Source organism: Methylonatrum kenyense (assembly GCF_023195885.1).
In the GTDB taxonomy this organism is placed as follows: domain Bacteria; phylum Pseudomonadota; class Gammaproteobacteria; order Nitrococcales; family Aquisalimonadaceae; genus Methylonatrum; species Methylonatrum kenyense.
Genome location: NZ_JALPKO010000002.1, coordinates 328,878 through 353,730 on the forward strand (window position 1 = coordinate 328,878; position 24,853 = coordinate 353,730).

Consider the following 24,853-nt stretch of genomic DNA (forward strand, 5'->3'; position numbering starts at 1 on the left):
AACCGAGGTGTCACTCAAGAGTCTTTCCAACGCACCAAGCATCAGTGACGGCGCCGATGCGATCGTGCGCCAGCTTGTCGACAATGCCGATGCCTTCCGGCTCGGTGTCAGCCGCAGCAGCAGCGGCGTCACACTGATCGACGCAGGTATCGATAAACGCGGTGGCCTGGAAGCCGGTCGCCTGATCACCGAGATCTGCATGGGTGGGCAGGGCCGCGTCAGTGTGCACGGCGGTTCCGGTATTTCCGACTGGCCGATGGCGATCAGCGTGCACAGCGTGAACCCGGTACTTGCCTGCCTTGCCAGCCAGTACGCGGGCTGGAGCCTGTCTCACAAGGAAAGCAAGTTCATGGCCCTGGGCTCCGGCCCGGCCCGTGCGCTGGCGCAGAAGGAGCCCTTGTTCGAGGAGCTCGCCTACCGTGACCGCAGCAGTCGAACCAGTCTGGTGCTGGAAGTCGATCAGGTGCCGCCGGACGCCCTGCTGGAAAAGATTGTCGCCGATTGTGGTCTGGCCAGCCCGGAAGAGCTGACCATCATCCTGACGCCGACGCAAAGCCTGGCCGGCATTACCCAGGTGGTGGGCCGCGTGCTCGAGGTGGCGCTGCACAAGGTGCATACCCTGGGCTTCGATCTGGACAAGGTGGTCGATGGCCTGGGCTGGGCACCGTTGCCGCCTGCCGGTGGCGACTTCCTGAAAGCCATGGGCCGGACCAATGACGCCATCATTTTCGGCGGCACCGTCGTGCTCCAGGTCGATGCCGACGATACCGAGGCGGAGAAGCTGGCGCTGGAGATGCCGAGCCAGGTGTCGAAGGACTACGGCACGCCGTTCGCCGAGTTACTGAAGCAGTTCGAGTTCGACTTCTACAAGATGGATCCGAACCTGTTCAGCCCGGCACGGATCGTGATCAATGCCCTGCCCAGCGGCAAGCGGTTCGTGGCCGGCCGGGTCGACGAGGACGCCCTGACCCGCGCCCTCGACGGTCAATAGGCCGGGCGTCCATGAGCACCACGGTTGCCATCGTCACCGATACGCCGGGCTGGCACGGGGCGCGGCTGCGCGATGCATTCCGCCGTCGCGGCTGCGATGCACCCTGGCTGCAGTTGCAGGACTGCGTGATCGACACCCGTCTGCCCGGTGGCGTCCGCTTGCCGGGTTTCGGCGGCCGGCTGCCGGATGCCGTGTTCGTGCGCGGCATTCCCGGTGGCAGCCTGGAGCAGGTGGTTTTCCACCTGAACATCCTGCATATCCTCCAGGCGCTGGGCGTGCCGGTGTACAACGACGGCCGCGCCATCGAGCGCAGCGTGGACAAGGCCCTGACCAGTGCACTGCTGGCCCGTGACGGTATCAACACGCCGCCGACCTGGGTCTGCGCCAACCGGGACGAAGCCGAATCCATCCTGGCCCGGGAGTTTGCCGCCGGCCATCGCGTGGTGATCAAGCCCCTGTTCGGTGCCCAGGGCGAGGGTGTGCAGCGCCTGGAACGCGCCGGTGACCTGCCTCCGGCCGCCGCCTGTCAGGGTGTGTATTACCTGCAGCGGTACGTGGACACCGGCGAAAGCCGGGGTCGCGACTGGCGGGTGCTGGTGGCTGGTGGGCATGCGGTGGCGGCGATGCAGCGCATCGGCCTGGACTGGATCAGCAATGTTGCGCGTGGCGGCGAGGTGCGCTCGGTGCCGCTGGCACCGGAGCTTGCCGAGCCGGCCGAGCGGGCCGTTGCGGTGCTCGAGATGGATTATGGTGGCGTCGACCTGATTCGAGATGCCGATGGCCGGATCCATGTGCTGGAGGTCAATTCGGTGCCAGCGTGGCGGGGCCTGCAGACTGTCGTGGAAACGGATATCGCGCAGTTGCTGGCGGATGACCTGCTGCGCCGCAGGTTGGGGCGGCCGGCACTGGAGGTCGTGTCATGACCGCCGGGGCGCCGCTGCAGACCATGCCGCCGCAGCGGGCCTTTCGCTGGGCCTGCTGCATGGATCTGCGGGCGCTGAAGCCGGGCAATGTTGCCGCCAGCCGCCCCGGTCACGGCATGAGCGGCCGCGACTTCCTGGTTAGTGCGCGCCGTTCGGCGCCGGTGCTTTGCGCGCCCGGGTCCAGTCTCGGCCAGCGCCTGCGAGACGCCGCCGCAGCCACCCGGGAGGCGGTGGGCTGCAATACCAATCTCGGGATCCTGCTGCTCTGTGCGCCGTTGCTGATGGCGGCGCAACGGCGGTCTTCCGACCAGGGCTTGCAGGCCGCTGTCGCCGACGTGCTCGGGCAGGCGGATCGGACCGATACCAGGTATATGTACCAAGCGATCCGGATCGCGTCGCCCGGTGGTTTGGGTGATGCACCGAAGCATGATGTCCGGCAACCGGTGGATGCCTCGGTGCTCGAGGTCATGGGCGAGGCCGCCCATCGTGACCGGATTGCCGCGCAATACGTCAACGGCTTTGTTGATCTGCTGGGCCCGCAACGTGAACAACTGGCGAGGGACTGGCGCCGCTGGCAATCGCTGAACTGGGCAACCACGGCACTGTATCTGCGGTTGCTGGCCGAGGCCCCGGACAGCCATACCCTGCGCCGGCAGGGTGCGCCGACGGCCAGATGGCTTATGGAACAGGCGGCGCCGCTGGCAGCAGCGGTCGCCGCCAGTGACGAGCCGGGCCAGTTGCGTGGCCGGTTGCTGGCCTTTGATCGGGAACTGCACGCAGCGGGAATCAACCCCGGTACCTGCGCTGACCTGACTGTCGCCACCATCTGCGGTCTCCTGCTGGAGCCGGATCCGGGGGCAGCAGGGCAGACAGCGCGGGACGCCGCCGCCGGGAGGGCGCGGCCGTGAACCGCAACCGGACGTCAGTCAGCCTGCCCCGTGCAGATCGCTGTCAGGCGGTCCGGAGCAAGCCGGCAGTCCCAGAGTGCCGAGGCCAGCAGCACGCCGGCGGCCCCGGCGTCCCGCGCCACCTGCAGATCCTCGGCGTGGCGGATGCCGCCCGCCAGGTGAAAGCGGTGATCCGGGGCACGCTGGCGCAGCATTTCAAGCCGTGCCAGGTCCGGCCCGCGGTTGCTACCCACCCGCCGCAGGTCCATCAGGATCAGATCCTGCGGCCAGTCTGCGGTGGCCTGCTCCAGCTCCTTCGGCCCCAACGTCTCGGCACCGCGTCGGTCCAGCGACAACACCGGTTGACTGCTGCCCGCGAGTGCCGCCCGAAGTGCCGGCAGGCTGGCGAAGGCCTCGCTGCCCAGTACCGGCCGCACGCCTTCTGGCGGGCGCAGTGGCCCGGCGTCCAGCCAGACCGTTCCCGGCCAGTCCCGGGCCAGCGCGGCGACCAGCGCGAGCTGGTCGCCGCTGCCGGTAATCGCATCCAGGTCGGCCAGATAAAGGGTATCGAACGGGTGCAGCTCAAGCAGTGCCGCCAGCACGGCCTCGGGCCTGCTGTCGGCAATCAGGGCACAGTCCAGCGGCTGGTAGCGATCGCGACTTCCACCGGCTGCCCGCACCACGCGATCGTGCATCAAGTCCACCGCCGGAATGATCTGGAGGGGGGCTGACATATGCGCGTGGTGATCCTCGAATCGGTATTTTCCGGCGGTATCGGTGATCCCGCGCTGGCACGGCGACTGGCGCCGGAAGCCCGTCAGATGGTCATGGCGATGCTGGAGGATAGCATTGCCGAGGCCGCTATTGAGCCGCGTGTTCCCGTTACCGCCGACCTTGCCGATCTGATTCCGGCCGTCTATCGCGTGGTTTCAAGCCCCGGGGAACCGCTGGCGGACTTCTGGCGTCGGGCCACGGCCGATGCGGATGCCGTGATCCCGATCGCGCCGGAGACCGGCGGTGCACTGGCCCGCATGACCAGGCTTCTTCAAGCGTCCGGCCGCCGCCTGCTCGGCAGCTCGGATGTGGCAGTCCGGATCGCCGGCAGCAAGGCCCGTACTGCGGCGGTATTGCGGCAGGCAGGGGTGGCAGTGGCACCGACCTGGGCCAGCGGTGACGCTTTGCCCGACCACGCCGGGTCCTGGTTGCTGAAGCCGGATGACGGTGCGGACTGCGAGGGCATTCAACTGTTGCGCACGGTACCGGCGCGCATCCCCGAAGGCCAGGTGCTGCAGCCGGTTCTGCCGGGATGCTCCTGCAGCCTGTGCCTGCTCATTACCACTGACCGGGTAACAGTGCTGGGTTGCAATGAGCAGCAGATCAACGGCGACGGCGAGACATTTCGTTACCACGGCAGTCAGGTTGCCGTGCGGCCGGTGCTGGCGCGGCACCGGCAGTTGGCCGATGCGATCCACATGGCAATCCCCGGTCTGTACGGTTTCGTCGGCGTGGATTTTCTGGACGCTGACGGTGACCTGACCGTGCTGGAGGTCAATCCGCGGCCCACCACCTCCTTCGCCGGCTTGCGTGCCGCCACCGGCACCGGGCTGGGTGTCCATCTGCAGACCCTGCTGCGGTCGTCGACGGTGCCGGAAACGCAAAAGGTGGCGCCATGAGCACCGTCGTGGGTTGGGATATCGGCGGCGCCAACCTGAAGCTCAGTGTGCTCACCGATGGTGTGGTGCGGGCGACCCTGCAACTCCCCTGTCCACTCTGGCGTGGCCTGGACCGGCTGGAGCAGGCCCTGGACCAGGCGCGCCAGCGACTGGATTGGCCAGGCCGAAAGACCCGACACGCAGTGACACTGACCGGTGAACTGGTTGACCTGTTTCCGGACCGCACCACCGGTGTGCAGCAGATCCTCGATGTGGTGGTGGCACGCTTGCCCGGGCCGCTGGCGGTTTATGGTGGGCCCAGCGGTTTGCTGTCGCCGGCTGCAGCGCGTGAACACCCCACCAGTGTGGCTTCCGCCAACTGGCATGGCAGTGCGCGACTACTTGCCATGACTGGTGGTGACGGTGTGTTGGTGGATGTGGGCAGCACCACCAGTGACATCATTCCGGTACGCGATGCCACGGTATGTCACCAGGGGCTCAGTGATCACGAGCGGCTTGTGTCCGGGGAACTGGTGTATGCCGGGGTGTTACGCACGCCAGTGATGGCCATGGCCCGCTCGGTGCGTCTGGACCGGCAGCAGGTGCCGCTGATCGCCGAGTTGTTTGCCACCGCCGCCGACGTCTACCGCCTGACCGGCGACATCGCGCTGGATGCGGACCCCTGGCCGACCGCAGATGGCGGTGCACGGACGGTGGAAGGCAGCGCGCGCCGGCTGCTGCGCATGATCGGGCTGGATTTCCAGCAGGCCGGACTGGACCGTGCCCGAACCCTGGCGCAGCAGTTGCGTCGGCTGCAGTTACGGACCCTGGGGCGCGCCCTGGACAAGGTGGATGGCGCCGGTACGGCGCGCCTTGTCGCAGCCGGTAACGGCCGCTTCCTGGTGCATGAGCTGGCGCAGCGCTTGGGCCGCCCCTGCGACGATTTCGAGCAGGCCTGCGCCATCCATGCCCTCGATCCCGACATGGATCTGGCCAATTTTGCCCCGGCCATTGCCGTCGCCATGCTCTGGGAGCAGACCCGTGACTAGGGCGATACGCATTGGCAGCCTGCCCTACGTGGAGGAAGGGGCGCGGCTGTTCGAGGCAGTGGCGCACTGGCCCTGGTCGGTGTTCCTGGATAGCGGTCCGGCCAGTCGCCGTCACGGCCGCTACGACATCATTGCCGCGAATCCGATGACCGTGCTGATGACCCGGGGGCGGCTGACCGAGATCCGGCGTGAACGGGAATCGGTTCTGTCCTCGGCGGATCCGCTGGAACTGCTTGGCCGCGAGCTCGGACCGCTGGTCGAGACACCCGATTTCCTGCCGCTGGCCGGCGGCTGCCTGGGTTATTTCGCCTACGATCTGGCGCACCGGCTGGACGGGCGGCATGGCGTGGCGAGCCCGGGCGAGGGGCTGCCGGAGATGGCGGTCGGCCTGTACGACTGGGTGGTGGTGATCGATCACCAGGAGCGTCAGGCCTGGCTTGCCAGCCAGGGCCAGAGTCATGACACGACACACATGTGGCCCGAGCTGATTGCCCTGTTCAGCCAGCCGCCGCCCGAGCGATCACGCCGGCGTCATCGCCTGCGGGTTTCGCCGGGGCTGGAGTCCAATCTGGACGAAGCCGCCTACCGGCGCTGCTTCGATCGCATGATGGACCATCTGCAGGCCGGCGACTGCCGTCAGGTGACGCTGTCGAGGCGCTTTGATGTCAGCGTCTCCGGCGATCCGTGGAACGGCTACAAGCGGCTGCGCATGCTGAATCCCGCCGCCTTCGGTGCGTTCCTGCGGCTACCCGAATGCACGGTCCTCAGTAATTCGCCGGAGCGTTTCCTGCGCGTGCATGAGGGTCGGGTCGAGGCCAGCCCGGTAGGGGCGGCACGCAGCCGGTCTCGCGATGCCCTCAGCGATGCCGACCTGATGCGCCGGCTGCTGCAGGATACCGGCGAGAAAGCCGCCAGCGACGCCCTGATCCAGCTCATGCAGCAGGACCTCAGCCGATTCTGCCGGCGGGGAAGCGTCCGCGTCCTCGAACGCCACCGGCTGGAGAGCTCGGTTCATGTGCACCATCTGATCAATCGCCTCAGCGGCGAGCTGGATTCAGCCTACAGTGCGCTGGACGCCCTCCGGGTCTGTTTTCCGGGCGCCTCCACCACCGGCACCCCGCGACAGCAGGCGATGCAGATCATCGACGAGGTCGAGCCTTGTGGCCGCGGGATCTGCAGCGGCGCCATCGGCTACCTGGGCGGCAATGGTCATATGGATCTCAATGTGGCCATTCACACCCTGGTGCATACCCGCGGCAAATTGCGCTTTTCCGCGGCCGGCAATCTGACCGAGGAGTCGGCGCCGGAAGACAGCTACGCCGAAACCAGTGAGCGCGCGGACACGCTGATGCAGTTGCTCGCACTGCGGGAGGTCGGCGATGCGCGTGATTAAGCTCGGCGGCAGCCTGATGCAGGGCCCCTGGTTGCGTGCCTGGCTCGGCGCCGTCAGCCGTTGCCCCGATGCCGTGATCGTGCCGGGCGGCGGCATGTTCGCCAATGCTGTGCGCGAGGCGCAGGATTTCTGGGAATTCAGCGAGGACGTGGCGCACCGCATGGCGCTGCTGGCGATGGATCAGTTCGGGCTGATGTTGGCCGCAATGGACGAGCGGCTGGTGCCGGTCAGCAATGCGGCCATGATTCCCGGTCTGGTCGGCATAGGCCACGTGCCGGTCTGGTTGCCGGCCACCGAACTCAGTGGTGGTCACCCCGAGATTCACGAGAGTTGGGATTTCACCTCCGACAGCCTGTCCCTCTGGCTGGCGGCCACCCTGGCTGCGGACGAACTGATTCTGGTCAAGTCGGCCGATCCGCCGGGTGGAAACCCGGGAATCCAGCAACTGGCCGATGGCGGCATTGTTGATGCGGCCTTCCCGGCACTGCTGGGCAGGTTCCCGATGGCGGTTCGCGTTCTCGGGCCGGCGCAATTGCCGGCACCGGACGCGCCGCTCTAAACGATTCGCTAGGATGCGGTTGCCGGCAACGCGGCGCTGGCGCCGCTATCGGATATCCGCAACACCGCGTCCCGCACCTGTTTTGGATCCAGTCGACCGCGGCGATCGCCATTACACAGCCCACCGCGAAACCCCAGGTAGTCGGCACCGAACGGTGCCAGTCCCGGAATATCGCTGAGGCGAAGCGATCCGGCGAGCCCGGTGAGCAGTCCATGACGGCGGCTTGTCGTCACAAAGGCGGCAATCTCCCGGTTACTCAACAGCTCGGGCAGGGCGCCGTGGGACTTGTCGGCCGTGTCCAGCATGGCGCCGGCAAAGTCGGACGTCGCCAGGTCAGCCATTTCGCTGTCGCCCGGAACGCCATGATCGGCAAGCCAGACGGCGACCAGATGGTAGCGCCGCGCCAGCGGGGCGAGGGCCTCAAGGCAGGCCTCGAGCTGCTGGTCCATGCGCAGTCCGATCTTGACGAAATCCACACCACAATCGCCGATGGCGCGGACGCGTTCGGTCAGGCCGGCAGCTGGCAGCGGCGTGTCGCCGATGGTGGCGCTGGTCAGCGTTCGACCGTTCACCCTGCATACCGCATCGCGAATCATCGGCGGGTCCACCGCGCCCAGTGCGCCCCGCGACGGCTCCTTCATATCGATAAGGTCCACGCCGGCATCGAGTACGATGTCGACCTCATCCATGTCGCGCACGCTGGCGAGGAGTTTCAGGCGCTTGCGTGTGTCTGCCGCCATTTGTCCACTGCCTCCATCAACCAGCCCCAGGCTTCCAGTTCCTCGGTGCCGGCAGTCTTGTCGATTGCAATGCGCAGGTAATCGATCTCCCTGTCCACTTTGTCGCGATCCAGCATGTGCAGCCGGCTGACAAGGATGGATGCTTCCAGTACCGCCGCCTGCGCCCGGTTGAGACCCGGAAACGGTCCATGGCTGTAGGTGCCGAGTACGCGGCCGTAGAAATGCGGCCGCAAGTCATCGTCTTCCAGCTTATGCAGATCCAGTTCCGTGTGGCTGAGGGCTGCGGCCAGACGGAACCCCGAGATCTGTTCCGCCGGCTCCACCGGCCAGTCGCGGCGGCCGGTCAGCGCGCCCGCCATGATGCGGGTGTCGGTGATCGCGTTGACGGTGACGGTGCGCTCGCGCCGCAGATTTTCCAGCGTGCGTGACGGATGAAAAGGCGCCAACAGCATTTCGTCGCCCACCAGCCGGACGCCCAACGGTGCGATGTGCGGCGAGCCGTCGGCGTTGCGGCTGACGACCACGGTCTCGAGGATGCGCTGCGCTGTGGTACTGCCCATCGACTTCCCGTCCCGGCTCGAACGCTGAATCAGGGCAGCTAGTCTAGGCAAACACCGGCCAGTTCGCACGCCCGGCTTGGCGTTCTGGTTTCCGCGGGACGAAGCCGGTCCGGAGGCCGGCCGGGAATCGGACGCCGCCTATCGAGGCGGCCGCGCTGCCGGTATACTGGCCGCCGCTGCCTCCGCCCAGGAGGCGGCGAGCATGACAAGAAAGGGCCTGTAGCTCAGTTGGTTAGAGCAGGGGACTCATAATCCCTTGGTCCCAGGTTCGAGTCCTGGCGGGCCCACCATAAAAACAGCAGGTTATGTGTGACCTTCGGCATTCGCTAATATTAAGTAAGCGCACTGTAAGCATCTGTAACGCGTCCGTGCAGCACGCTTCTGCGGCACTGCTTAGTGATGAACCCCCGGGTTATTCATTGATAGGGGCAGGTCGGCCCTAGCCTTCTCTCGGTATCGTGATGTCTCCAACACGTGGAGACATATGTCTCTGGCTTACACTGAAAAGCCTCGGGATCATTTGGAATGATCGGTTTAGGATTTCCCACAGAGGCTCTTGAAGGCGCCTTGCGGACCCGTCATCAATCATTTTTCTTCTTTGAAACCATCGTCTCTAGGCCTTTGGGTATTCTGAATGGCTGTTGTCGTAGGTTTGATGAATCTGCCATCGTCGAACCGCGGCGAAAAATCTTCACCGAGCGTCCGCAACTGCATTTGCTGTTGCTGGCCCCGGGAAGTATGCCCGATGAAATGGAGGCCCCGTTGACCTCAGAACAGAAAATTGAAGAGCTGCAGAGACAGTTGCGGCGATGGTTACTGGAAAGCGAGTCGAAGGGCGAGGCGGGAACGCTGGCGGGCCTAGAGGATGATGTCCGGGCGCTGGATACAAACCTCACGACGCTGTTCCCTTCCGGTCAGATCAACGACGATCCGCTCGGGACGCTCCGCGAGCAGGCCGTATTTCGCACCGTGCTCGAGTCGATGATCGAGGGGGTGATCGTCTCGGACATGGACGGACGGTTTCTGGTCTTCAATGCTGCGGCTCAGGAACTGCTGGGTCAGGGTGCCACGGAAATAGGTCCCGAAGGCTGGAGTGAGCAGTACCGCCTCTTTTACGCCGACGGTAAGACGCTCTGTCGCTCGGAAGACATCCCCCTTGCCCGCGCCATGTCTGGTGAGGTTGTTGACCGGGAAGAGCTAATCATCCGTGCTCCAAGGCGGGAGGAGGATACGTACATCAGCGTGAGCGCCCGTCCCCTGTGGAGTGAAACAGGTGCGCAATTGGGTGGCGTGGTGGTGTTTCATGACATCAGCGGTTCGAAGCGGACAGAAAACGAGTTGCGCGAGGCCAGCAATCAAGCCGAGGAAGCATCGCGTACCAAGAGTGAGTTTCTCGCCAATATGAGCCATGAGATTCGCACACCGTTGACCGCAGTGCTCGGATTCGCGGATTTGCTGCTGGATTCGGACCTGGGTGAGAGCGACCGGTTGAACTATATCCAGGGGGTTAGACGCAACAGCGAACACCTGCTCAATCTGATCAGCGACATCCTCGATCTCTCAAAATTGCAGGCGAATAAAGTGTTGGTCGAGCGGGCGGATTTCTCACTGCACCAGCTGTTACATGAAATTGCATCCGTAATGCAGGTGCGCGCCTATGAGAAGGGCCTGGGGTTTCATGTGGTTTATGACACCGCGATTCCGGTGCGCATCCGCAATGATGTCACGCGTATTCGCCAGATTCTAATCAATCTGCTCAGCAATGCCATCAAGTTCACGCGCCGCGGTTCAGTCACCCTGAGCTGTCGTTGCCTGGACCCGGGAACCGATCAATCCCGCCTGGAGTTCTCAGTCTCAGATACAGGGCTTGGCATGAGCAAGGCGGAAATCGACAAGCTATTTCAACCGTTTCATCAGGCAAATCTGTCCACAACCCGGGAATTCGGTGGCACCGGCCTCGGCCTTGCCATTTGCCAGAGTCTAACTGAAGCATTGGGGGGCGAGATGGGCGTCGAGAGCCAACCGGGCAAGGGAAGCGTTTTTCGGCTTGAGCTGTGCCAGCCGGTGGATGCCAACGCGGAAATGGTGGCCGAGCATTGCGGAGTTAAAGACGGAGCAGGGCAAATGGGAGGGCCGGCTGCTAACAAACAAAGCCTGTCAGGGCGCATCCTGCTTGCCGAGGATGGGCTGGATAACCAGTTCCTGATATCCACGATGCTTATACGCCAAGGCTTGGACGTGGATATTGCCGGTGATGGGCAAAAGGCCGTCGACATGGCGTTGCAGGCCATGGCCGACGAAAAGGCTTATGACCTGATCCTTATGGACATTCAGATGCCGCGACTGGATGGCTATGGAGCGACGGCCAGCCTTCGAAGCAAGGGGTATACCAGCCCGATCGTTGCCCTGACTGCCCACGCAATGGCGGGTGAACATGAGCGCTGCCTGGCGGCCGGCTGTGATGACTACCTGACCAAGCCAATTTTGCGCCCGAAACTGGTCGAGGCCGTGACAGCGTATCTCCGGTCGCCGCAGGATGATGCCACTCAGGGCGGCAACAGCGTTGAAGCTGCCCTTGTGGGCAGTGATTCCAGCCAGGCGATCTACAGCAGCTACGCCGATGATCCCGAGATGATGGACCTGGTCAGTGGTTTTGTTGATCGTTTATCGGGAACTGTCATGGACATTCAGGCAGCCGAAGAAGCCAACGATTTTGAACGCTTGCGTCGCCTGGTTCATCAACTCAAGGGCGCGGCCGGCGGTTACGGATTTAAACAGCTTGGTGAGGCCGCCGACGCCCTCGAACAGGCGGTCCGGGATGGCCGTTCCCCCGCGACACGAGATTCAGCAATGGCAAGACTGGTGCAGATTTGTAGCCGCGTCAGGAAGGTCCGTGGGGGGAGATAGATGGGGCAGACGCCAGATCGCCAGTGTGTGCTTGTGGTCGATGACTCCGAAGATATCCACCAACTCGTCGGTGCGCGTCTCAAAACCGAGCAACTTGCCTTGCTGCATGCTTATGATGCCGACCAGGCACTGGAAATGGCCCGCAAAGACCGCCCAGATCTTATCCTGCTGGATCTCGATATGCCGGGCACGGACGGTTTGACGCTTTGCCATATCATCAAAGGTGAAGACGGACTGAAGCATATACCGATCATTTTTCTGACCGGTACGCTTGATGTAAAGACCAAGGTAAAAGCGTTCGAGCTTGGCGCGGTGGATTACGTCACCAAGCCCTTCGATGCGATTGAATTGAAGGCACGCGTGCGTGCAGCCCTTCGAACCAAGCGTTATCAGGATCTGCTGGCCAACAAAGCCCAAATCGATGCCTTGACGGGCCTCTGGGACCGCGGCTATCTCGATGAACAACTTTCTGCGGAGATTGCGCTCCAGCAACGAAGCGGGCATCACGTTTCACTGCTCATGCTCGACATCGATCATTTCAAGCCCATCAATGATTCTTACGGGCACCCCTTCGGTGATCTGGTAATACAGCAGGTAGCGCGCGTTATCGGCCGCATTTCACGCGAAAGTGATGCAGTCTGTCGCTATGGCGGGGAAGAGTTTTGCCTGATCCTTCGGAATACCGCGACAGATGGTGCTGTGCTGCTGGCGGATCGGATCCGAAAAGAAGTTGCGGCACTCAGCTTTTCTGCCGACAAGGAAACCATTGCGATTACCATCAGTATTGGCGTATCCGGCAGTGACACGCTTGAGGGCCCAGCGGCGTTGTCGGAGCAATTGCTTATCAATGCTGCTGACAAGGCGCTGTATGTGGCCAAGTCGAACGGTCGCGACCGCGTGGAGGTTGCGTAGTCGTAGATCACCCTTGTGACCGGCTGCGCTGGCAAAATTCGAAATTCAGGAAAGGGGGAATCGGGGGGAAATCGGGGAGGGGAAATCGGGGACACCCATAGATTTCCTGTTGGCCGGTCCACCACTTTCCCACCTCCTCGCTTCTTGTTGCCGGACCTCGCGATATCCGCAGTTCGCTTGGCAAGCGAGCCCGTGTATCCGGGCGGTTCGTCGGGTTGTCCGGGTGTTGCCACTCGTCGGCATTATGTGTCCGTCTGTATTCCCGCTTGACCTCCGATGTGGGCGCCATGGCCCATTTTGTGGTAATACCTTTGTAAAGTGCGCGATGAATAGCGCGGCATCCCGGGCGTTTCTGATAGCGCCGGGGCGACGATGAAGAACCTGGATCCACCCGCGAGACGGTGTCGATGTTGTTTCCCGCCCCGCGCTACCACGGCGAGCCGATACATGGAAAACCGACAGAATGTCCGACTGCCCCTTGCACTGAGCGGCCAGTTGACAATGGGTGCGCTGCGCAACCAGGTGGTGGAGACACGGGATGTCGGTCTGCGCGGCGCCCGGGTTTCGCCGGTGCCCTCGAACATCCGGCCCGGTGATGCCTGCACACTGACGCTGTTCATCGCTGACAGCGATGTGGATTGCGTCTCGATCCGCTGCCGGGTTTGTCACGCCGACGGCGGGGCTTGCGGCGTTTCGTTTCTGGAAGCCGACGCGACGGACTTTGTCATGCTGGGCGACTACCTGAGCAGAACATTCCGCGACGATCCCCGGCTGCAGGCCGAGATCATCGGCGGCCAGACGCCGACACTGACCGATTGGTCGCAGACACTGAACTGAATAAGGGCTTCGCCCCTTCCTGCCTATCCATCCGGTCCTGCCTGTCGCAGGCTTCGCCGCATCCAGTCGACCAGGTATTCCTTCTCGCCACGAATCAGCAGGGCCTCGGTGTGTCCGGCCGGTGTGGCGCGGCGCAGTTCCACCGGGCCCTCGGCGGCTTCCAGCAATGCCTGGGCGTGATGCGGCGGCACGATCTCGTCCTCCTTGCCCGCCAGTAGCAGAAGGGGAATGGGCGCGATGCGGTGGACCCTGTCGATTGGGTCGAACTGGTCGCTGATGGTTCGTGCCAGCGGCGCCTGGAATGGCCAGGTCAGCCAGAAACCGGCGAACTTCTCGCGGGCGATGCCGCGATAGCTGCTGAACGGGCTGTCGGCAATGACGCCGCGCACATTGGCCTTATGCCCCCGTTCGGCAACCAGGGTGATCGCCAGCGAGGCGCCGAGGCTCTGGCCGAAGACGATGAGTGCGTCCGGGTTCACGTCGTCGCGTTGCCGCACCAGGTCCAGTGCCGCCTCGGCATCCCGATGGACGCCGGCGAAGTCGGGCCGGCCCTCGGATTTGCCGAAGCCCCGGTAATCCAGCAGGAAGACATTGAAGCCCTGTTCCGGCAGCCAGTGGACCGCGCCGATATGGGTGCTGATGTTCTGGGCATTGCCGTGCAGGAACAGCACCGTGCCCTCTGCCTCGTTATCCGCCGGCAGCCACCAGCCATGCAGGCGCACGCCGTCGGTCGACTCGAAATAAACGTCCTCGTAGACGATGCCGTGATCGGCCGGGTCCAGGTAGTGTTCTTTGTCGGGGAAGAAGAAAAATCCGGCGCAGCCGCTCAGCAGCAGGCAGCAGAGAAATAGCAGGCAGAACCTGATTGCACTCATGGGTCAATGTACCAGTGCAGGATCAGGTCGACACGGTTCACGTGATGATCGAAATCCTGTTCCCGGCTGGCGCTCAGTCGCAGGCCGAGATGCCGGTTCAGGCTCAGATCCTGTTCCAGGGCCAGTCGCCACTGGAACTGGTGGTCGGTGAATGCGCCACCCTCGGCACGCAGTCGGGTACGCCAGCGTTCGCCGCCGTACAGCAGGTCCAGCCGCGGGCCAAGGCCAGCCCGAACCGTATCATCCAGGTGAGCGGCGCCCCAGGCCGCGCCGCGTAATCCGGCATAGAACAGCCAGTTGTCTCCGGCCAGCCAGCTGAAACCGCCTCCACCCTCCAGACCGGTTTGCAGACCATAGCCACCTTGCGGGCGCAGGCGTTGCTCCAGGCCACCGCCGATATGCCAGGAACGGCTCTGGAAAAAGGGTTCCCGGGGCACCAGCGACTCCACGTCCACCAGGCGCAGGCGGTCCAGCTGCAGGCGGTCGCGGTCCAGGTCATACAGCAGCCGCGTATCACCAAAGCTGATATGGGCGCCGTCCCGGTAACCCGGCGCCGGATCCAGCAGGTCATGGTAGGCGGGCCGCCAGTGCAGGCCGATGTGGTTGGCGTCGTCCCGGCGGCCGCCACCGAATCCCAGGCGCAAGGTGCTATGCCCTTCGTCCGGTCGCGTATCCGGCGTCGGCGGTTCATTGCTGTCCGGCGGCGGACCCAGCTCGCTGCGGGCGACGAGTAGCGAGCGCAGGCGCTCGCGCTGGACCTCATCGCCGGCCTCCATACGGTAATGCAGCAGATCATGGGCGCTTTCCAGCATCACCTGTTGGCGCTCCGGTTCCGCGTTGCCGGCCAGGCCTTCCGGGCCGTCCTCCAGCAACCGCCGCACCTGGTCGATTTCCTCGTCGTCGAGCCCGTCCAGCTGGTGCTCCAGACGGGTTCGGCTGGCCGGCCGGTAGCGCGTATCGGCCAGCATGCCCTCGGGTTCCAGGGCAACACGGATGGTGTCTGTGGGTGTTGCCCACCAACTGAACCGGTCGCTCAGGGTCAGTCCGGGGCGGGCCACCTCCAGCAGCTTGAGCAGGCGGTAGGAACAGTTCTGATGCAGGAAATAGTAGGGAAAGGCGATGCCACGCAGTTCCCAGACGTGGCGCATCATCTGGTCGACTTCGTCCTGGTCAAGCGCCAGCTCGTACTCCCACAGGTCCCGGTTCTCCAGATGGTTGTATTCCTGCACCTTCTCGTAATAGGGCATGACCGAGAAGCGGCCCGGATAGCCGCCCGTCAGGCCGCGCACCGCGAACACCAGGCCGCTGGTCTCATCGGTATCCGCCGCATGGTTGATGACATAGGACAGCAGGCGGCTGCTGTCTTCGCCGGGCGGGTCGACGCGCAACAGCGTGTGGCCGTACATGGATGCCGGGTTGTTCATGTAGGCGTCGGCAAAGACGATGGTCACCGCGCCGGGGTTGATGGCCTCGATCCATTCCTGATAACGCTGGCACGGTGCCTCGGGGAAGTCGCCCGGATCGATCTCCAGCTGTTCCTTCAGCCAGTGATAGCGGGCGATGAACGCGCATTGCGGGTGTTGTTCGTCGCTGTCCGGCTCTACCGGCTGGAACAGGCCGCGCAGGGTCGCCTGCAGTTCGGCCTCGGGATCACGCCAGCCGTCGCTGGCGAGGAAGAATGCGGGATCGCGGGTGCCACTGCGCTTGCCCGGCAGTACCCGGCGCTGATCGTAGTGCAGCAGGTCCAGCCAGCCGCGTGATTCGGCCAGGCGCAGTTCTGTCGCGCGCTCCAGCAAGCGGTCGAGCTTCTCCTGGTCGGTTGCTGCCGCCATCGGAAGGGAGAGTCCGAGCAGTGCCAGCAGCATCCAGGTCCATCCGCGCATGGGCGGGTCTCATCCGTAAAAAAACGGCCGCCCGAAAGGGACGGCCGTTGTCGAGGGTGACGTCGATCAGACCGCGTAGCGGCTCAGCTCTGCATCTTCACGCAGGGCGTCGTCGATGGCGGAAATGACGTCGTCGGCAGTGACTTCGCTGCTGGAGAAGATGCTGCCGTAGTTCTGCTGCAGGGTCGTCTTGAAGGCCTGGCGATCCTCGGCTTCGATGCCCATCAGTTCGGCCAGCACGTCCAGGGATTCACCCTCGCCGACGGACATGTCACGAGCGATCAAATCCATGTTGCTGCCGGTGTACATGCCGAGGGCGGCGGTGGAGCGGACCACGCCGTCGCGGGTGCAGCCCAAGGTGCCGGAGGTGATGCCGAAGGTCTGGTTGCCGGAGGTGCCGTTGGTGGTCACGGCCAACACCTGCGGTGCAATCCCCGACTGGCCTTCCCAGGCCATCGAGCCGAGGCCGCAGCCGGTGTTTTCGGCCTGGGCGGAAACCGACCACAGTGCCCCCAAGGCGACGGCAGCGAGCAGTTTGGTTTTCATTGAGAACTCCTTTTTATCGATCCATCGCATGAAATCGGTGCGCTATGCCCGACGGGCAGCCTGGCCGACGCCATCACGCCGGCTGCTCCCGAGTCCTGAGTATCACAGCAGCGCCTGCCTGGTCTATGGATGCGGACCCAAAAACTGTTTTAGTTAAAAGCGTTTAGCGTCGATTTGATCGGCACCAGGGAGGTCAAGAGTGGCAAGCTGGCTGCGAGGGGACCCGCCCTAACGGAACCTCTTGCATATCGTGTCATCATGGTGGCATCCGTTGCCTGGCTGTTAGTCCGAGATCCGGCTTCAGCCTAGATCACCGGTCCTGCGACACTCGACGGCGTCATCGCCGTTGCCCGGGAGGCCCAGGCAAGTGACCTTGCACATTCCTTTCGACAACAGTTATCAACACCTGCCGGAGGTGTTTCACAGCCCGGCCGCTCCGGCGCCGTTCTCCGCCCGGAGGCTGCTGGCGGTCAATCGTGAGCTGGCCGAGGAATTGCGGTTGCCGTTCGGTGGCTACGACGAAAACCGCCTGGCCGGCACCTTCTCCGGTGTCGAGCCGCCTCCGGGTGCGGCGATGCTGGCCCAGGCCTATGCGGGTCATCAGTTCGGCAACTTCGTACCCACGCTTGGCGATGGTCGGGCGGTGCTGCTGGGCGAGGTCATGGACCGTTACGGCCGGCGGCGTGATATTCACCTGAAGGGGGCGGGGCGGACGTCGTTCTCCCGCAGCGGCGATGGGCTGTGTCCGCTGGGTCCGGCCCTGCGGGAGTATCTGGTCAGTGAGGCGATGCACGCCCTCGGCGTGCCCACCACCCGGGCGCTCGCGCTGGTGTTGACCGACGCCACCGCCTGGCGCGAGCAGCCGAAGCCTGCCGCGGTCATCGCCCGGGTTGCCGCCAGTCATGTCCGGGTGGGAACGTTCCAGTATGTCGCGGCGCGGGGCGACGATGACAATGTGCGTCGGCTGGCGGATTACGTCATCCAGCGGCACTATCCGGCGCTTGCCGAATCCGATACGCCGTATCGCGACCTGCTGGCGGAGATCGCCGATCGTCAGGCTCGACTGATCACCGACTGGATGCGGTTCGGTTTCATCCACGGCGTTATGAACACCGACAACATGGCGGTTTCCGGCGAAACCATCGATTTCGGGCCCTGTGCCTTCATGGATGAATTCCGGGCCGATGCCCGGTTCAGTTTCATCGACCAGCACGGGCGCTACGCTTACGCCAACCAGCCGTCTCTGGCGCTGTGGAACCTGAGCCGTTTGGCCGAGGCGATATTGCCTCTGCTCGATGCCGATCAGGACCGTGCAGTCGCCATCGCGCAGGATGTCCTGGCCGGTTTCATGCCGGATTTCGAGGCCCGTTGGCGCAAGGCCATGGCCGCAAAGATCGGCCTTGCCGAAACACAGGAAGATGATGCGGCCCTGGTCCAGTCGCTGCTGGAAGCCATGCAGCAGAATCGCGTTGATTTCACCCTGATGTTCCGGCGGCTGTGCGATGCGGTTGCGGATCCTGCTGCCAATGACGGCCCACGGGCGCTGTTCGAGAATGACGCCGACTGGACGGCCTGGGAGGCCCGATGGCGGCGGCGGCTGCAGGCAGAGGCGATGAATCCTGGCGAGCGGGCAAGGCGGATGCGGGCGGTGAATCCTGCGGTCATCCCGCGCAACCACTGGATCGAGAAAGCCATTCGCGCGGCCGAAGATGCGGATGATTTCAGCGTGTTCGAGCGATTGCGTGGCCCGCTGATCAGGCCGTTCGAGGACACCCCGGACAACGCCGACCTGGTGCAGCCGCCGGCACCGGCGGAACGGGTCACCCAGACTTTCTGCGGCACATAGCGCAACGCCGCGAAGGGCCAAAACCGGTCTCGGGCGCAGACGCGGTAATAAATCCGCGTTTCCCTAGCCCAGCTCGACGCGATTGCGGCCATTGCGCTTGGCCCGGTACATCGCCTGATCCGCGCGATCCACCAGTTGCTCCGGCGTGTCCGAAAGGCGGTATTCAGCAACGCCGAAGCTGAGGGTGATCGGATGGTCGATACTGAACGCGGTTTGGGCCACCACCTTCCGCAGTGCCTCGGCCAGCACCCCCGCGCCGGCCGCGTCGGTTGCCGGGCAGATCAGCAGGAATTCCTCGCCTCCCCAGCGGCCGAGGCAATCGGATTGTCGCGAGCGCTCCAGCAACAACGTCGCGAGTTCGCGGAGCACCCGATCGCCGGCGTGATGGCCGTAACGGTCATTAATCGACTTGAAGTGATCGACGTCCATCAGCACCACGGACAGGGGCTCGGTGCTGCGCTCCCGGCGCCGGATCTCGTCACTCAGGACATCATCCGCCTTGGCCCGGTTGAACAGTCCGGTCATGGTGTCGGTGACGGCCAGTCGCTCCAGGCGACGCTGGGCTTTCTCCAATGCCTCGGTGCGTTCCTGGACCATGCGTTCCAGCACCCGCGTCCGGTCCTCGATTTCCTTCAATGGGTAGGGTTCACCTGGTCCGTGAGCAGCGCTGGGCTGCGACAGGTGTTTGTGTACCACTTTCCATGCGCGTTGTTCCCGCTGCATGACAAGCGACATCCTGACGTGCCGCATGGTCACGGCCTGACCCTGGATCTGCATGTCCCAGTCGCACTCGGCCATCACCAGGCCAACGTCTTCACTCAGGGCAATGGCGCGACTGTTGTGGATACGGCAATGGATCGGTGTCGGCACCTCGGCCACATCCCGTGCATATAATTCCAGTGCGCGGTCGAGGGCATAGACGCGTTCGTCAAGTCCGGTGCCGAACCCGGTGATCCGGTCGCTGGCCAGTGCCGCCGACGCCTCGGCATCGCGCTGCTCCCAGAACGTCCGGATGTAGGTGTGGAATGCCTCGAGCAGGGATCGCTCCAGTGTCGGCGTGTTGTTGCATTGGTCTGACATGCGCTGAAGCTATAGCAGGGATTCGCGGCTGGCAACGCGTTTTTTCGGGGCATCGGGGACTCGTGGAAAACCCTGGCAGGGAGCCCGGTTCTCGGCCGCTTTTCCGGCGGTATAAGTGGCGTCGTGCCTGGCACGTAGCGATCGGGTAGGCTGACATCACACGAGAGGCCGCCGAAGCGGCCCGGATTCACGACGACGAGGAGAGACCTATGCTGCGGCGGATTCTGGTTCCCGTGAATTTCACGATGCCCTCGGCTAGGGCTGTCGCGGTGGTCCGCGATTTCTGTCCCCCCGAGGCCACGATCCGACTGTTGCATGTGATTGATCCGGGGAGCCTCGCCGAGGAAGAAGACAATGCCGTCACCAATCCGATGCTCGCGGGGGATGAGCGGACCCTGGCCGAGAAACGGGCGCAGGAGCGCCTTGACGCCTGGCTGCGCGATGGTGAGGAGTCCGTGGTGGAGATCGGCAACGCCGCCGACCGTATCGGCGAACAGGCGGACCTTTGGGATGCCGACATGATCGCGATGGGTACGCGCGGCCGCAGCGGTATCAAACAGGTATTGCATGGTTCCGCCACCGAATGGCTGGTGCGTCATGCGAAGCAGCCTGTTCTGGTGGTACACGATGTGGAACTGGGCGAGGATCAGGCACGGCACCTGCCGCCGATGGATTAATCGCAGGCCGCCGTTGTCACGGAAGCGATGCGCCACACTGGATCAGGGCTCAAACTGTTCCTTGACGATGCGCTCCTCCAGATTGTGCTCCGGGTCGAACAGCAGGGTCAGGGCGTGGGCATTGTCTTCGCGCACCGAGACGTAGCGCACGTCCCGCACCTCGGTGAAATCCGCCACCGCACTGACCGGGCGCTTGGTCGCCTGCAGGATCTCGAATTCCACATGTGCACTGTTGTGCAGTACCGCGCCGCGCCAGCGCCGTGGGCGGAACGCGGCAATCGGGGTGAGCGCCATGATGGCGGCACGCAATGGCAGGATCGGTCCGTCCGCTGACAGGTTGTAGGACGTGCTGCCGGCAGGCGTTGAGACCAGAACGCCGTCGGCTGTGAGTTCCCCCAGCCGCACCACGCCATCGACGCTGATGCGGATTTTGGCAGTCTGCCGAGTTTCACGAAGCAGCGAGACCTCGTTGATCGCGCGTGCCTCGCGCAGGCTGCCGCTGGCCGTCCGGGCCTGCATGTGCAGCGGCTTGATGGTGACCGGCTCGGCGCGGTCCAGGCGCTCCAGCAGGCCGTTGTCCCTGGCCGAATTCATCAGGAAGCCGACGCTGCCGCAGTTCATGCCGAACACCGGTTTGCCGAGATTCATGTAGCGGTGCAGCGTGCGCAGCATCAGCCCATCGCCACCGAGCGCGATGATCACGTCTGCCTCAGTGGCGGGCACATCGCCATGGCATCGACGCAATACTTCTGCGGTGCGCTGTGCCGCCTCTGAGGTACTGGCAACGATGGCAATGCGTGGATCAGACATGCGTAAACCCGTTGTTCTTGTTGCGGCTGTCCCATTCCTCGGCGCGTGCCTGGCCCCGGGCCTGGCTGACCGCCAGGCAGATCAGCATTGCCATGATAAACAGGGCGGCGCAGAACAGGATCGACGCCTGTAGCCCGACTGCCGCCTGCAGCAGGCCAAGCCCGAGTATACCGATGACGCCGGCGAGTTTGTTGGCGAGGCCCCAGAAACCGTAGAACTCGGCGGCCTTGCTGGCCGGCGCCAGAATGCCGACCAGAGCGCGGCTGGCGGACTGGCTGGAACCCAGGCTTAGCCCGGCCAGGCAGCCCACCACCAGGAACAGGTGTTGCGCCTCCCAGTCAACGCCGAAGGCCGCGTTGATGGCCTCGGTGACCACGGGCGTGCCCCAGATCGCCAGGATGGCCAGCACCCAGAGTCCGAGCGCGCACTGGTAGGTGAACTTCGCTCCAAGTCGATCCTGGAGGAAGCCGAAGCCGATGGCGCCCACGGCGGCGGTGATCTGTACCACGATGAACATGATGTTGCGCACCGATTCATCCCAGCCGATGACTTGTGCGCCGTAGATGAAGGCGAAGGTGATGATGATCGAGATGCCGGCCATTGCGAACAGCACGGAGACCAGGAAGATGCTGAGGTCGCGGAACTGCCGTAATTCTTCCCAGGTGGTCTGCAGGCGCGCCAGTCCGGCACGGAAATAGGTTTGGCCGGCGGGCAGTGCGCGCGGCACGCCGCGTTCCTTCAGCCAGACGAAGGTCGGAATCGCGGCCACCAGGAAAAATGCGGCGGCGAACGGGCCAACCCAGCGGATCCGGTCGAAGTTCTCGGCCGTGGCGTCACCCAGATAGGCCAGCGTGAAGCCCGCTGCGAACAGGCCGCCGACATAGCCCAGCGCCCAGCCAATGCCGGAAATCGTTCCGAGATCCCTGGACGGCCCCAGCTCCGGCAGGAAGGAGGCGATGAATGACTCGCCCACCGAATAGGCGTAGTTGGAGACCACCAGCAGCAGCATACCGAGCACGATGTAACCGGGTGCGACGAAATAGAGCAGGGCGGTGCTGATCACGGTCAGCACGTAGCTGGCAAACAGGAAGCGCTTCTTGGCGGCCGAGAAGTCCATGATCGCGCCAAACAGCGGCGCGCTGATCACCACCAGCAGGTAGCCGGTGGAAATCGACAGGCTCCAGAGCAGGTTGCCAAGGCGGTAGTCGTCGCCGCGATCACCGACGATCACGGTGGTGAACAGCTCGCCGAAAATCACGGTGACGATCAGCAGGGTGTAGGCCTGGTTCGCAAAATCGAACATGGCCCAGCCGAAGATCTCCCGCTTCGGCGCGCGTTGCGTTGGCCGACTGAGTCCGATCTGGCTCATCGCAGGCGTTCGCGACCGTCGGCGGTGCGCCGGTAGCGCTGCCAGTCATCGGCACCACTGCGGCACATACCGTAGGTGAACGGCGTGCGCATGCCCGGAGTCTGGAAGCGTAGATCACGGAACCAGACGCAGCGTTCGCCGTCGACGGTCTCGATCGCATACAGCGCCGGCGCGTCGGCGAACCAGTGGTAGAATTGCATCGCATCCTCGGCCCAGACGGTGCGGGCCGCGGCGTCTTCCTCGCCGTCGCCGAATTTCCGATAGCTCTGCCAGACGGCCTGCTCCACCGGCGGATAGGCGGCATGCAGCCGGCGCAGGAAGCCGGCGTCCGGACCCGGGTCGGCAAGAGCCTCGCTGCGCAGCAGATTGAACCGCGCCAGAGTGTGTCGCTCCGGTTCGCTGATGATGACCTTCCAGTTGAACCAGGAAAGCGCCTGCGGGTAGGCCTCGATGCGCTCGACGGTCAGGCCCCGCTGTTCCGCCTGGGCAATACCGACCGCCAGCGCAGCCCGGTATTGGGTGTACTGCAGCAGCACCGCCGCGGTAATCGCGACCAGCGTCAGGCTGGCCGCGAGGCGGGGTCGCCAGACCAGTGACAGCAGCAGGCCGAGCACCAGGATGGCCGAGAACCAGGGGTCGATGATGAACGTCGTGTTGAAGCCCGGGGCCCAGTTGCTGAGCGGCGCCAGGATCTGGGTGCCGTAGCTGGTGATCAGGTCGCCGAGGATATGGATCCCCAGGCCCAGGAAGCAGACGCCGTAATAGGCTTTCCAGGAATGCCGCCGGCCACCGAGCAGGGCGAAACCGATCGCCAGCACCCAGGCCCAAGCCGGCAGCAGCAACAGTGAATGGGTTTCGGCGCGATGCTGCTCCAGATACGCCACCTGGCCCCAGAGCCGGATCAGGATATCCGCGTCCGGCGCCCCGCCGGCGATGAAGCCGACGATGGTGCGCTCGCGCAAGGACAGCGTGTTGACCCGGTGTTCCGGCGCGGTGGCACGGGCAAGCACGGCGCCGCTGATGGCGTGAGTCAGGGTATCCAGACGGTACTCTCCAGATGGCTGTTCTACTAACTTGCAGGCACTCGGCCGGCCGGATCGTCGGGCCCTGCTGTCGGCCGCCGCCTAGTTCACACGATCCGGCGACGTGGCCTGTGCTGGCGGCAGGGCCTCCAGAATTGTCGCGGCCTGCCAGCCGAAACGCCGGTTGATACCGTGCACCCCCCGGCGGAACAGTGCACGTGCCTGCTCCGGCCCTGACTCCGCATCACGCAGCCAGAGCACGAAGCTGGAGACAAACAGGCTGGTCAGCGCGGTTTCCTCCAGCGCCCGGCGCAAGCCGCTGGCATTGCAGTGGGCCGCCTCGCGCAGCCACTGTACCGTGCGACTGATGCGAAGCACAGACGGAATCTGGATGTGGATGTGGCCTGGTTCCAGCTTGCCGAGGATCATTTGCCGGGTCACACGATGGCGTGCCTGCATGGCATCGAGCCAGCAGAACAACAGGTGCTCCAGGCGTGACTCCACCGGCAGGCTGACCAGTGCCGGGTCGGCGGCGGCCCGCAGCATGGCCTGGTCGGCGCGGTCAAACCAGGCGTCGGCCAGCTCCTCCTTTTCGCGAAAGTGATTGGACAGCTCCTGCAGCGGGCAGTCCAGTCGGTGCGCCACGTCCTGCAGGCGCACCGACTCCCAGTCCGCCTGCTCGGCGAGCTCCACGGCGGCATCGACTATCTGGTCACGGGTCGGGTTCATCGGTGTCATTCTCGCAACAAGACCATCATGGGGCTGAGTATAGAAAGCCAACATCGTAAACTCGCCGGTTTCCGGAACTGACAAGCAGGAAGTGACATGATTCGACACGTCTGGTTTGCCCACGGCAAGGAAAGTGGCCCCTGGGGGCGGAAGATCAGCGCGCTGGCGGAGCAGGCCAGAGATCGGGGGCTGAACGTCGAGAGCCCGGACTACGGGTTTACGATGGACCCCGACGAGCGGGTGCGTCACCTGTTGTCGCTGCGCCCTCCAGTGGACGAGGGACTCGCGCTGGTGGGTTCCAGCATGGGCGGTTACGTCGCTGCCGTGGCGAGTGGCAGCTTGCAGCCCGACGGCCTGTTTCTGATGGCTCCGGCGGTGGATATTCCCGGCTATGAAGCCGATACCACACCGCGGGCACCGGTGGTGTCCGTCGTGCACGGCTGGCAGGACGAGATCATTCCGCACGACGTTGTTTATCGCTGGAGTGAGCGGCATCGGGCACCATTGACGCTGGTCGACGCCGAACACGCACTGAACTCGCGGCTGGATGAGGTCAGCGCCCTGTTCGAGAACTTCCTGGACCGCTTGCAGGCATGAGCACGGAAA

At 64.2% G+C, this 24,853-nt stretch carries 24 protein-coding genes and 1 tRNA gene; 14 read left to right on the forward strand and 11 right to left on the reverse strand.

The features are described from left to right. The first annotated feature begins 7 nt into the window (after nucleotides 1-7). The 3 genes from mch to M0534_RS03650 are packed head-to-tail and all read left to right on the forward strand — an operon-like array spanning nucleotide 8 to nucleotide 2,822. Nucleotides 8-991, forward strand: coding sequence for a methenyltetrahydromethanopterin cyclohydrolase (mch, locus tag M0534_RS03640; RefSeq protein WP_248567053.1), 984 nt, complete (start codon nucleotides 8-10; stop codon nucleotides 989-991). 11 nt (nucleotides 992-1,002) lie between these two features. Continuing rightward, the gene (locus tag M0534_RS03645; RefSeq protein ID WP_248567054.1) at nucleotides 1,003-1,914 is read left to right on the forward strand and encodes an ATP-grasp domain-containing protein; all 912 of its coding nucleotides are present in this window, start codon (nucleotides 1,003-1,005) and stop codon (nucleotides 1,912-1,914) included. Then, a complete protein-coding gene (locus M0534_RS03650) occupies nucleotides 1,911-2,822 on the forward strand; it encodes a triphosphoribosyl-dephospho-CoA synthase (RefSeq protein WP_248567055.1) in 912 nt (303 codons plus the stop codon). The genes M0534_RS03645 and M0534_RS03650 overlap by 4 nt, the downstream gene beginning before the upstream one ends. 14 nt (nucleotides 2,823-2,836) lie before the next feature. Here the strand turns inward: M0534_RS03650 and M0534_RS03655 are convergent, their stop codons facing one another. Further along, nucleotides 2,837-3,535, reverse strand: coding sequence for a HisA/HisF-related TIM barrel protein (locus M0534_RS03655; protein WP_248567056.1), 699 nt, complete (start codon nucleotides 3,533-3,535; stop codon nucleotides 2,837-2,839). On the opposite strand from M0534_RS03655, the gene M0534_RS03660 reads away from it, so the two are divergent. The 4 genes from M0534_RS03660 to M0534_RS03675 are packed head-to-tail and all read left to right on the forward strand — an operon-like array spanning nucleotide 3,536 to nucleotide 7,454. Then, nucleotides 3,536-4,474: an ATP-grasp domain-containing protein gene (locus M0534_RS03660; RefSeq protein WP_248567057.1), complete on the forward strand. Its 939-nt coding sequence runs from the start codon at nucleotides 3,536-3,538 to the stop codon at nucleotides 4,472-4,474. Then, the gene (locus M0534_RS03665) at nucleotides 4,471-5,502 is read left to right on the forward strand and encodes a hydantoinase/oxoprolinase family protein (RefSeq protein ID WP_248567058.1); all 1,032 of its coding nucleotides are present in this window, start codon (nucleotides 4,471-4,473) and stop codon (nucleotides 5,500-5,502) included. Before M0534_RS03660 ends, M0534_RS03665 begins: the two co-directional genes overlap by 4 nt. Further along, nucleotides 5,495-6,895, forward strand: coding sequence for an anthranilate synthase component I family protein (locus M0534_RS03670; protein WP_248567059.1), 1,401 nt, complete (start codon nucleotides 5,495-5,497; stop codon nucleotides 6,893-6,895). Before M0534_RS03665 ends, M0534_RS03670 begins: the two co-directional genes overlap by 8 nt. Next, a complete protein-coding gene (locus M0534_RS03675) occupies nucleotides 6,882-7,454 on the forward strand; it encodes an amino acid kinase family protein (protein ID WP_248567060.1) in 573 nt (190 codons plus the stop codon). The genes M0534_RS03670 and M0534_RS03675 overlap by 14 nt, the downstream gene beginning before the upstream one ends. Before the next feature lie 8 nt (nucleotides 7,455-7,462). Here M0534_RS03675 and M0534_RS03680 read toward each other — a convergent pair whose 3' ends face one another. Together M0534_RS03680 and M0534_RS03685 are read right to left on the reverse strand one after the other, a co-directional pair. Then, the gene (locus M0534_RS03680; protein ID WP_248567061.1) at nucleotides 7,463-8,194 is read right to left on the reverse strand and encodes a (5-formylfuran-3-yl)methyl phosphate synthase; all 732 of its coding nucleotides are present in this window, start codon (nucleotides 8,192-8,194) and stop codon (nucleotides 7,463-7,465) included. Further along, a complete protein-coding gene (locus M0534_RS03685) occupies nucleotides 8,167-8,754 on the reverse strand; it encodes a DUF447 domain-containing protein (RefSeq protein WP_248567062.1) in 588 nt (195 codons plus the stop codon). Before M0534_RS03685 ends, M0534_RS03680 begins: the two co-directional genes overlap by 28 nt. A 213-nt stretch (nucleotides 8,755-8,967) precedes the next feature. Between M0534_RS03685 and M0534_RS03690 the strand changes: the two genes are divergently transcribed. The 4 genes from M0534_RS03690 (at nucleotide 8,968) to M0534_RS03705 (ending at nucleotide 13,410) form a co-directional block, all read left to right on the forward strand. Further along, nucleotides 8,968-9,044 (forward strand) — tRNA-Ile (locus tag M0534_RS03690). 235 nt (nucleotides 9,045-9,279) lie between these two features. Then, a complete protein-coding gene (locus M0534_RS03695; RefSeq protein WP_248567063.1) occupies nucleotides 9,280-11,661 on the forward strand; it encodes a PAS domain-containing hybrid sensor histidine kinase/response regulator in 2,382 nt (793 codons plus the stop codon). Continuing rightward, nucleotides 11,662-12,573: a diguanylate cyclase gene (locus M0534_RS03700; RefSeq protein ID WP_248567064.1), complete on the forward strand. Its 912-nt coding sequence runs from the start codon at nucleotides 11,662-11,664 to the stop codon at nucleotides 12,571-12,573. A gap of 447 nt (nucleotides 12,574-13,020) precedes the next feature. Beyond that, entirely contained in the window at nucleotides 13,021-13,410 is a 390-nt protein-coding gene (locus M0534_RS03705) for a PilZ domain-containing protein (protein ID WP_248567065.1), read from the forward strand. A gap of 23 nt (nucleotides 13,411-13,433) precedes the next feature. On the opposite strand, the gene M0534_RS03710 is transcribed toward M0534_RS03705, so the two are convergent. The 3 genes from M0534_RS03710 to M0534_RS03720 all read right to left on the reverse strand — a co-directional run bounded on the left by M0534_RS03710 (nucleotide 13,434) and on the right by M0534_RS03720 (nucleotide 16,714). Beyond that, complete coding sequence (locus M0534_RS03710) at nucleotides 13,434-14,285, reverse strand: alpha/beta hydrolase (protein ID WP_248567066.1); 852 nt, start codon at nucleotides 14,283-14,285, stop codon at nucleotides 13,434-13,436. Beyond that, nucleotides 14,282-16,168, reverse strand: a complete 1,887-nt coding sequence (locus tag M0534_RS03715) for an Lnb N-terminal periplasmic domain-containing protein (RefSeq protein WP_248567067.1) — start codon at nucleotides 16,166-16,168, stop codon at nucleotides 14,282-14,284. The genes M0534_RS03710 and M0534_RS03715 overlap by 4 nt, the downstream gene beginning before the upstream one ends. 66 nt (nucleotides 16,169-16,234) lie before the next feature. Then, nucleotides 16,235-16,714, reverse strand: coding sequence for a DUF3015 domain-containing protein (locus tag M0534_RS03720; RefSeq protein WP_248567068.1), 480 nt, complete (start codon nucleotides 16,712-16,714; stop codon nucleotides 16,235-16,237). Between the two features lie 367 nt (nucleotides 16,715-17,081). On the opposite strand from M0534_RS03720, the gene M0534_RS03725 reads away from it, so the two are divergent. After that, entirely contained in the window at nucleotides 17,082-18,560 is a 1,479-nt protein-coding gene (locus M0534_RS03725) for a protein adenylyltransferase SelO (protein WP_248567069.1), read from the forward strand. A gap of 63 nt (nucleotides 18,561-18,623) precedes the next feature. On the opposite strand, the gene M0534_RS03730 is transcribed toward M0534_RS03725, so the two are convergent. Next, nucleotides 18,624-19,640, reverse strand: a complete 1,017-nt coding sequence (locus tag M0534_RS03730) for a GGDEF domain-containing protein (protein ID WP_248567070.1) — start codon at nucleotides 19,638-19,640, stop codon at nucleotides 18,624-18,626. Nucleotides 19,641-19,849: 209 nt separating this feature from the next. Between M0534_RS03730 and M0534_RS03735 the strand changes: the two genes are divergently transcribed. Continuing rightward, complete coding sequence (locus tag M0534_RS03735; RefSeq protein ID WP_248567071.1) at nucleotides 19,850-20,317, forward strand: universal stress protein; 468 nt, start codon at nucleotides 19,850-19,852, stop codon at nucleotides 20,315-20,317. 42 nt (nucleotides 20,318-20,359) lie between these two features. Here M0534_RS03735 and M0534_RS03740 read toward each other — a convergent pair whose 3' ends face one another. From M0534_RS03740 to M0534_RS03755, 4 genes are all read right to left on the reverse strand, one after another. Further along, on the reverse strand, nucleotides 20,360-21,127 hold the full coding sequence (locus M0534_RS03740) for an NAD kinase (protein ID WP_248567072.1): 768 nt from the start codon (nucleotides 21,125-21,127) through the stop codon (nucleotides 20,360-20,362). Next, entirely contained in the window at nucleotides 21,120-22,496 is a 1,377-nt protein-coding gene (locus tag M0534_RS03745; protein ID WP_248567073.1) for an MFS transporter, read from the reverse strand. Before M0534_RS03745 ends, M0534_RS03740 begins: the two co-directional genes overlap by 8 nt. After that, nucleotides 22,493-23,539 (reverse strand): metal-dependent hydrolase, encoded by a 1,047-nt coding sequence (locus M0534_RS03750; protein WP_345894697.1) that lies wholly within the window; start codon nucleotides 23,537-23,539, stop codon nucleotides 22,493-22,495. The genes M0534_RS03745 and M0534_RS03750 overlap by 4 nt, the downstream gene beginning before the upstream one ends. Nucleotides 23,540-23,620: 81 nt before the next feature. Then, nucleotides 23,621-24,301: a TetR/AcrR family transcriptional regulator gene (locus tag M0534_RS03755; RefSeq protein ID WP_248567075.1), complete on the reverse strand. Its 681-nt coding sequence runs from the start codon at nucleotides 24,299-24,301 to the stop codon at nucleotides 23,621-23,623. 42 nt (nucleotides 24,302-24,343) lie between these two features. Here M0534_RS03755 and M0534_RS03760 point away from each other — a divergent pair, with 42 nt between their 5' ends. Continuing rightward, nucleotides 24,344-24,844 (forward strand): alpha/beta hydrolase, encoded by a 501-nt coding sequence (locus tag M0534_RS03760; RefSeq protein WP_248567076.1) that lies wholly within the window; start codon nucleotides 24,344-24,346, stop codon nucleotides 24,842-24,844. The last annotated feature ends 9 nt before the right edge of the window (nucleotides 24,845-24,853 follow it).

Coding starts and splice junctions, on each gene's coding strand:
- M0534_RS03645 (WP_248567054.1), top strand. CDS start 1,003: ATGAGCACCACGGTTGCCATCGTCACCGATACGCCGGGCTGGCACGGG.
- M0534_RS03650 (WP_248567055.1), top strand. CDS start 1,911: ATGACCGCCGGGGCGCCGCTGCAGACCATGCCGCCGCAGCGGGCCTTT.
- M0534_RS03655 (WP_248567056.1), bottom strand. CDS start 3,535: ATGTCAGCCCCCCTCCAGATCATTCCGGCGGTGGACTTGATGCACGAT.
- M0534_RS03660 (WP_248567057.1), top strand. CDS start 3,536: ATGCGCGTGGTGATCCTCGAATCGGTATTTTCCGGCGGTATCGGTGAT.
- M0534_RS03665 (WP_248567058.1), top strand. CDS start 4,471: ATGAGCACCGTCGTGGGTTGGGATATCGGCGGCGCCAACCTGAAGCTC.
- M0534_RS03675 (WP_248567060.1), top strand. CDS start 6,882: ATGCGCGTGATTAAGCTCGGCGGCAGCCTGATGCAGGGCCCCTGGTTG.
- M0534_RS03680 (WP_248567061.1), bottom strand. CDS start 8,194: ATGGCGGCAGACACACGCAAGCGCCTGAAACTCCTCGCCAGCGTGCGC.
- M0534_RS03685 (WP_248567062.1), bottom strand. CDS start 8,754: ATGGGCAGTACCACAGCGCAGCGCATCCTCGAGACCGTGGTCGTCAGC.
- M0534_RS03695 (WP_248567063.1), top strand. CDS start 9,280: ATGATCGGTTTAGGATTTCCCACAGAGGCTCTTGAAGGCGCCTTGCGG.
- M0534_RS03700 (WP_248567064.1), top strand. CDS start 11,662: ATGGGGCAGACGCCAGATCGCCAGTGTGTGCTTGTGGTCGATGACTCC.
- M0534_RS03705 (WP_248567065.1), top strand. CDS start 13,021: ATGGAAAACCGACAGAATGTCCGACTGCCCCTTGCACTGAGCGGCCAG.
- M0534_RS03710 (WP_248567066.1), bottom strand. CDS start 14,285: ATGAGTGCAATCAGGTTCTGCCTGCTATTTCTCTGCTGCCTGCTGCTG.
- M0534_RS03715 (WP_248567067.1), bottom strand. CDS start 16,168: ATGCGCGGATGGACCTGGATGCTGCTGGCACTGCTCGGACTCTCCCTT.
- M0534_RS03720 (WP_248567068.1), bottom strand. CDS start 16,714: ATGAAAACCAAACTGCTCGCTGCCGTCGCCTTGGGGGCACTGTGGTCG.
- M0534_RS03730 (WP_248567070.1), bottom strand. CDS start 19,640: ATGTCAGACCAATGCAACAACACGCCGACACTGGAGCGATCCCTGCTC.
- M0534_RS03735 (WP_248567071.1), top strand. CDS start 19,850: ATGCTGCGGCGGATTCTGGTTCCCGTGAATTTCACGATGCCCTCGGCT.
- M0534_RS03740 (WP_248567072.1), bottom strand. CDS start 21,127: ATGTCTGATCCACGCATTGCCATCGTTGCCAGTACCTCAGAGGCGGCA.
- M0534_RS03745 (WP_248567073.1), bottom strand. CDS start 22,496: ATGAGCCAGATCGGACTCAGTCGGCCAACGCAACGCGCGCCGAAGCGG.
- M0534_RS03755 (WP_248567075.1), bottom strand. CDS start 24,301: ATGTTGGCTTTCTATACTCAGCCCCATGATGGTCTTGTTGCGAGAATG.
- M0534_RS03760 (WP_248567076.1), top strand. CDS start 24,344: ATGATTCGACACGTCTGGTTTGCCCACGGCAAGGAAAGTGGCCCCTGG.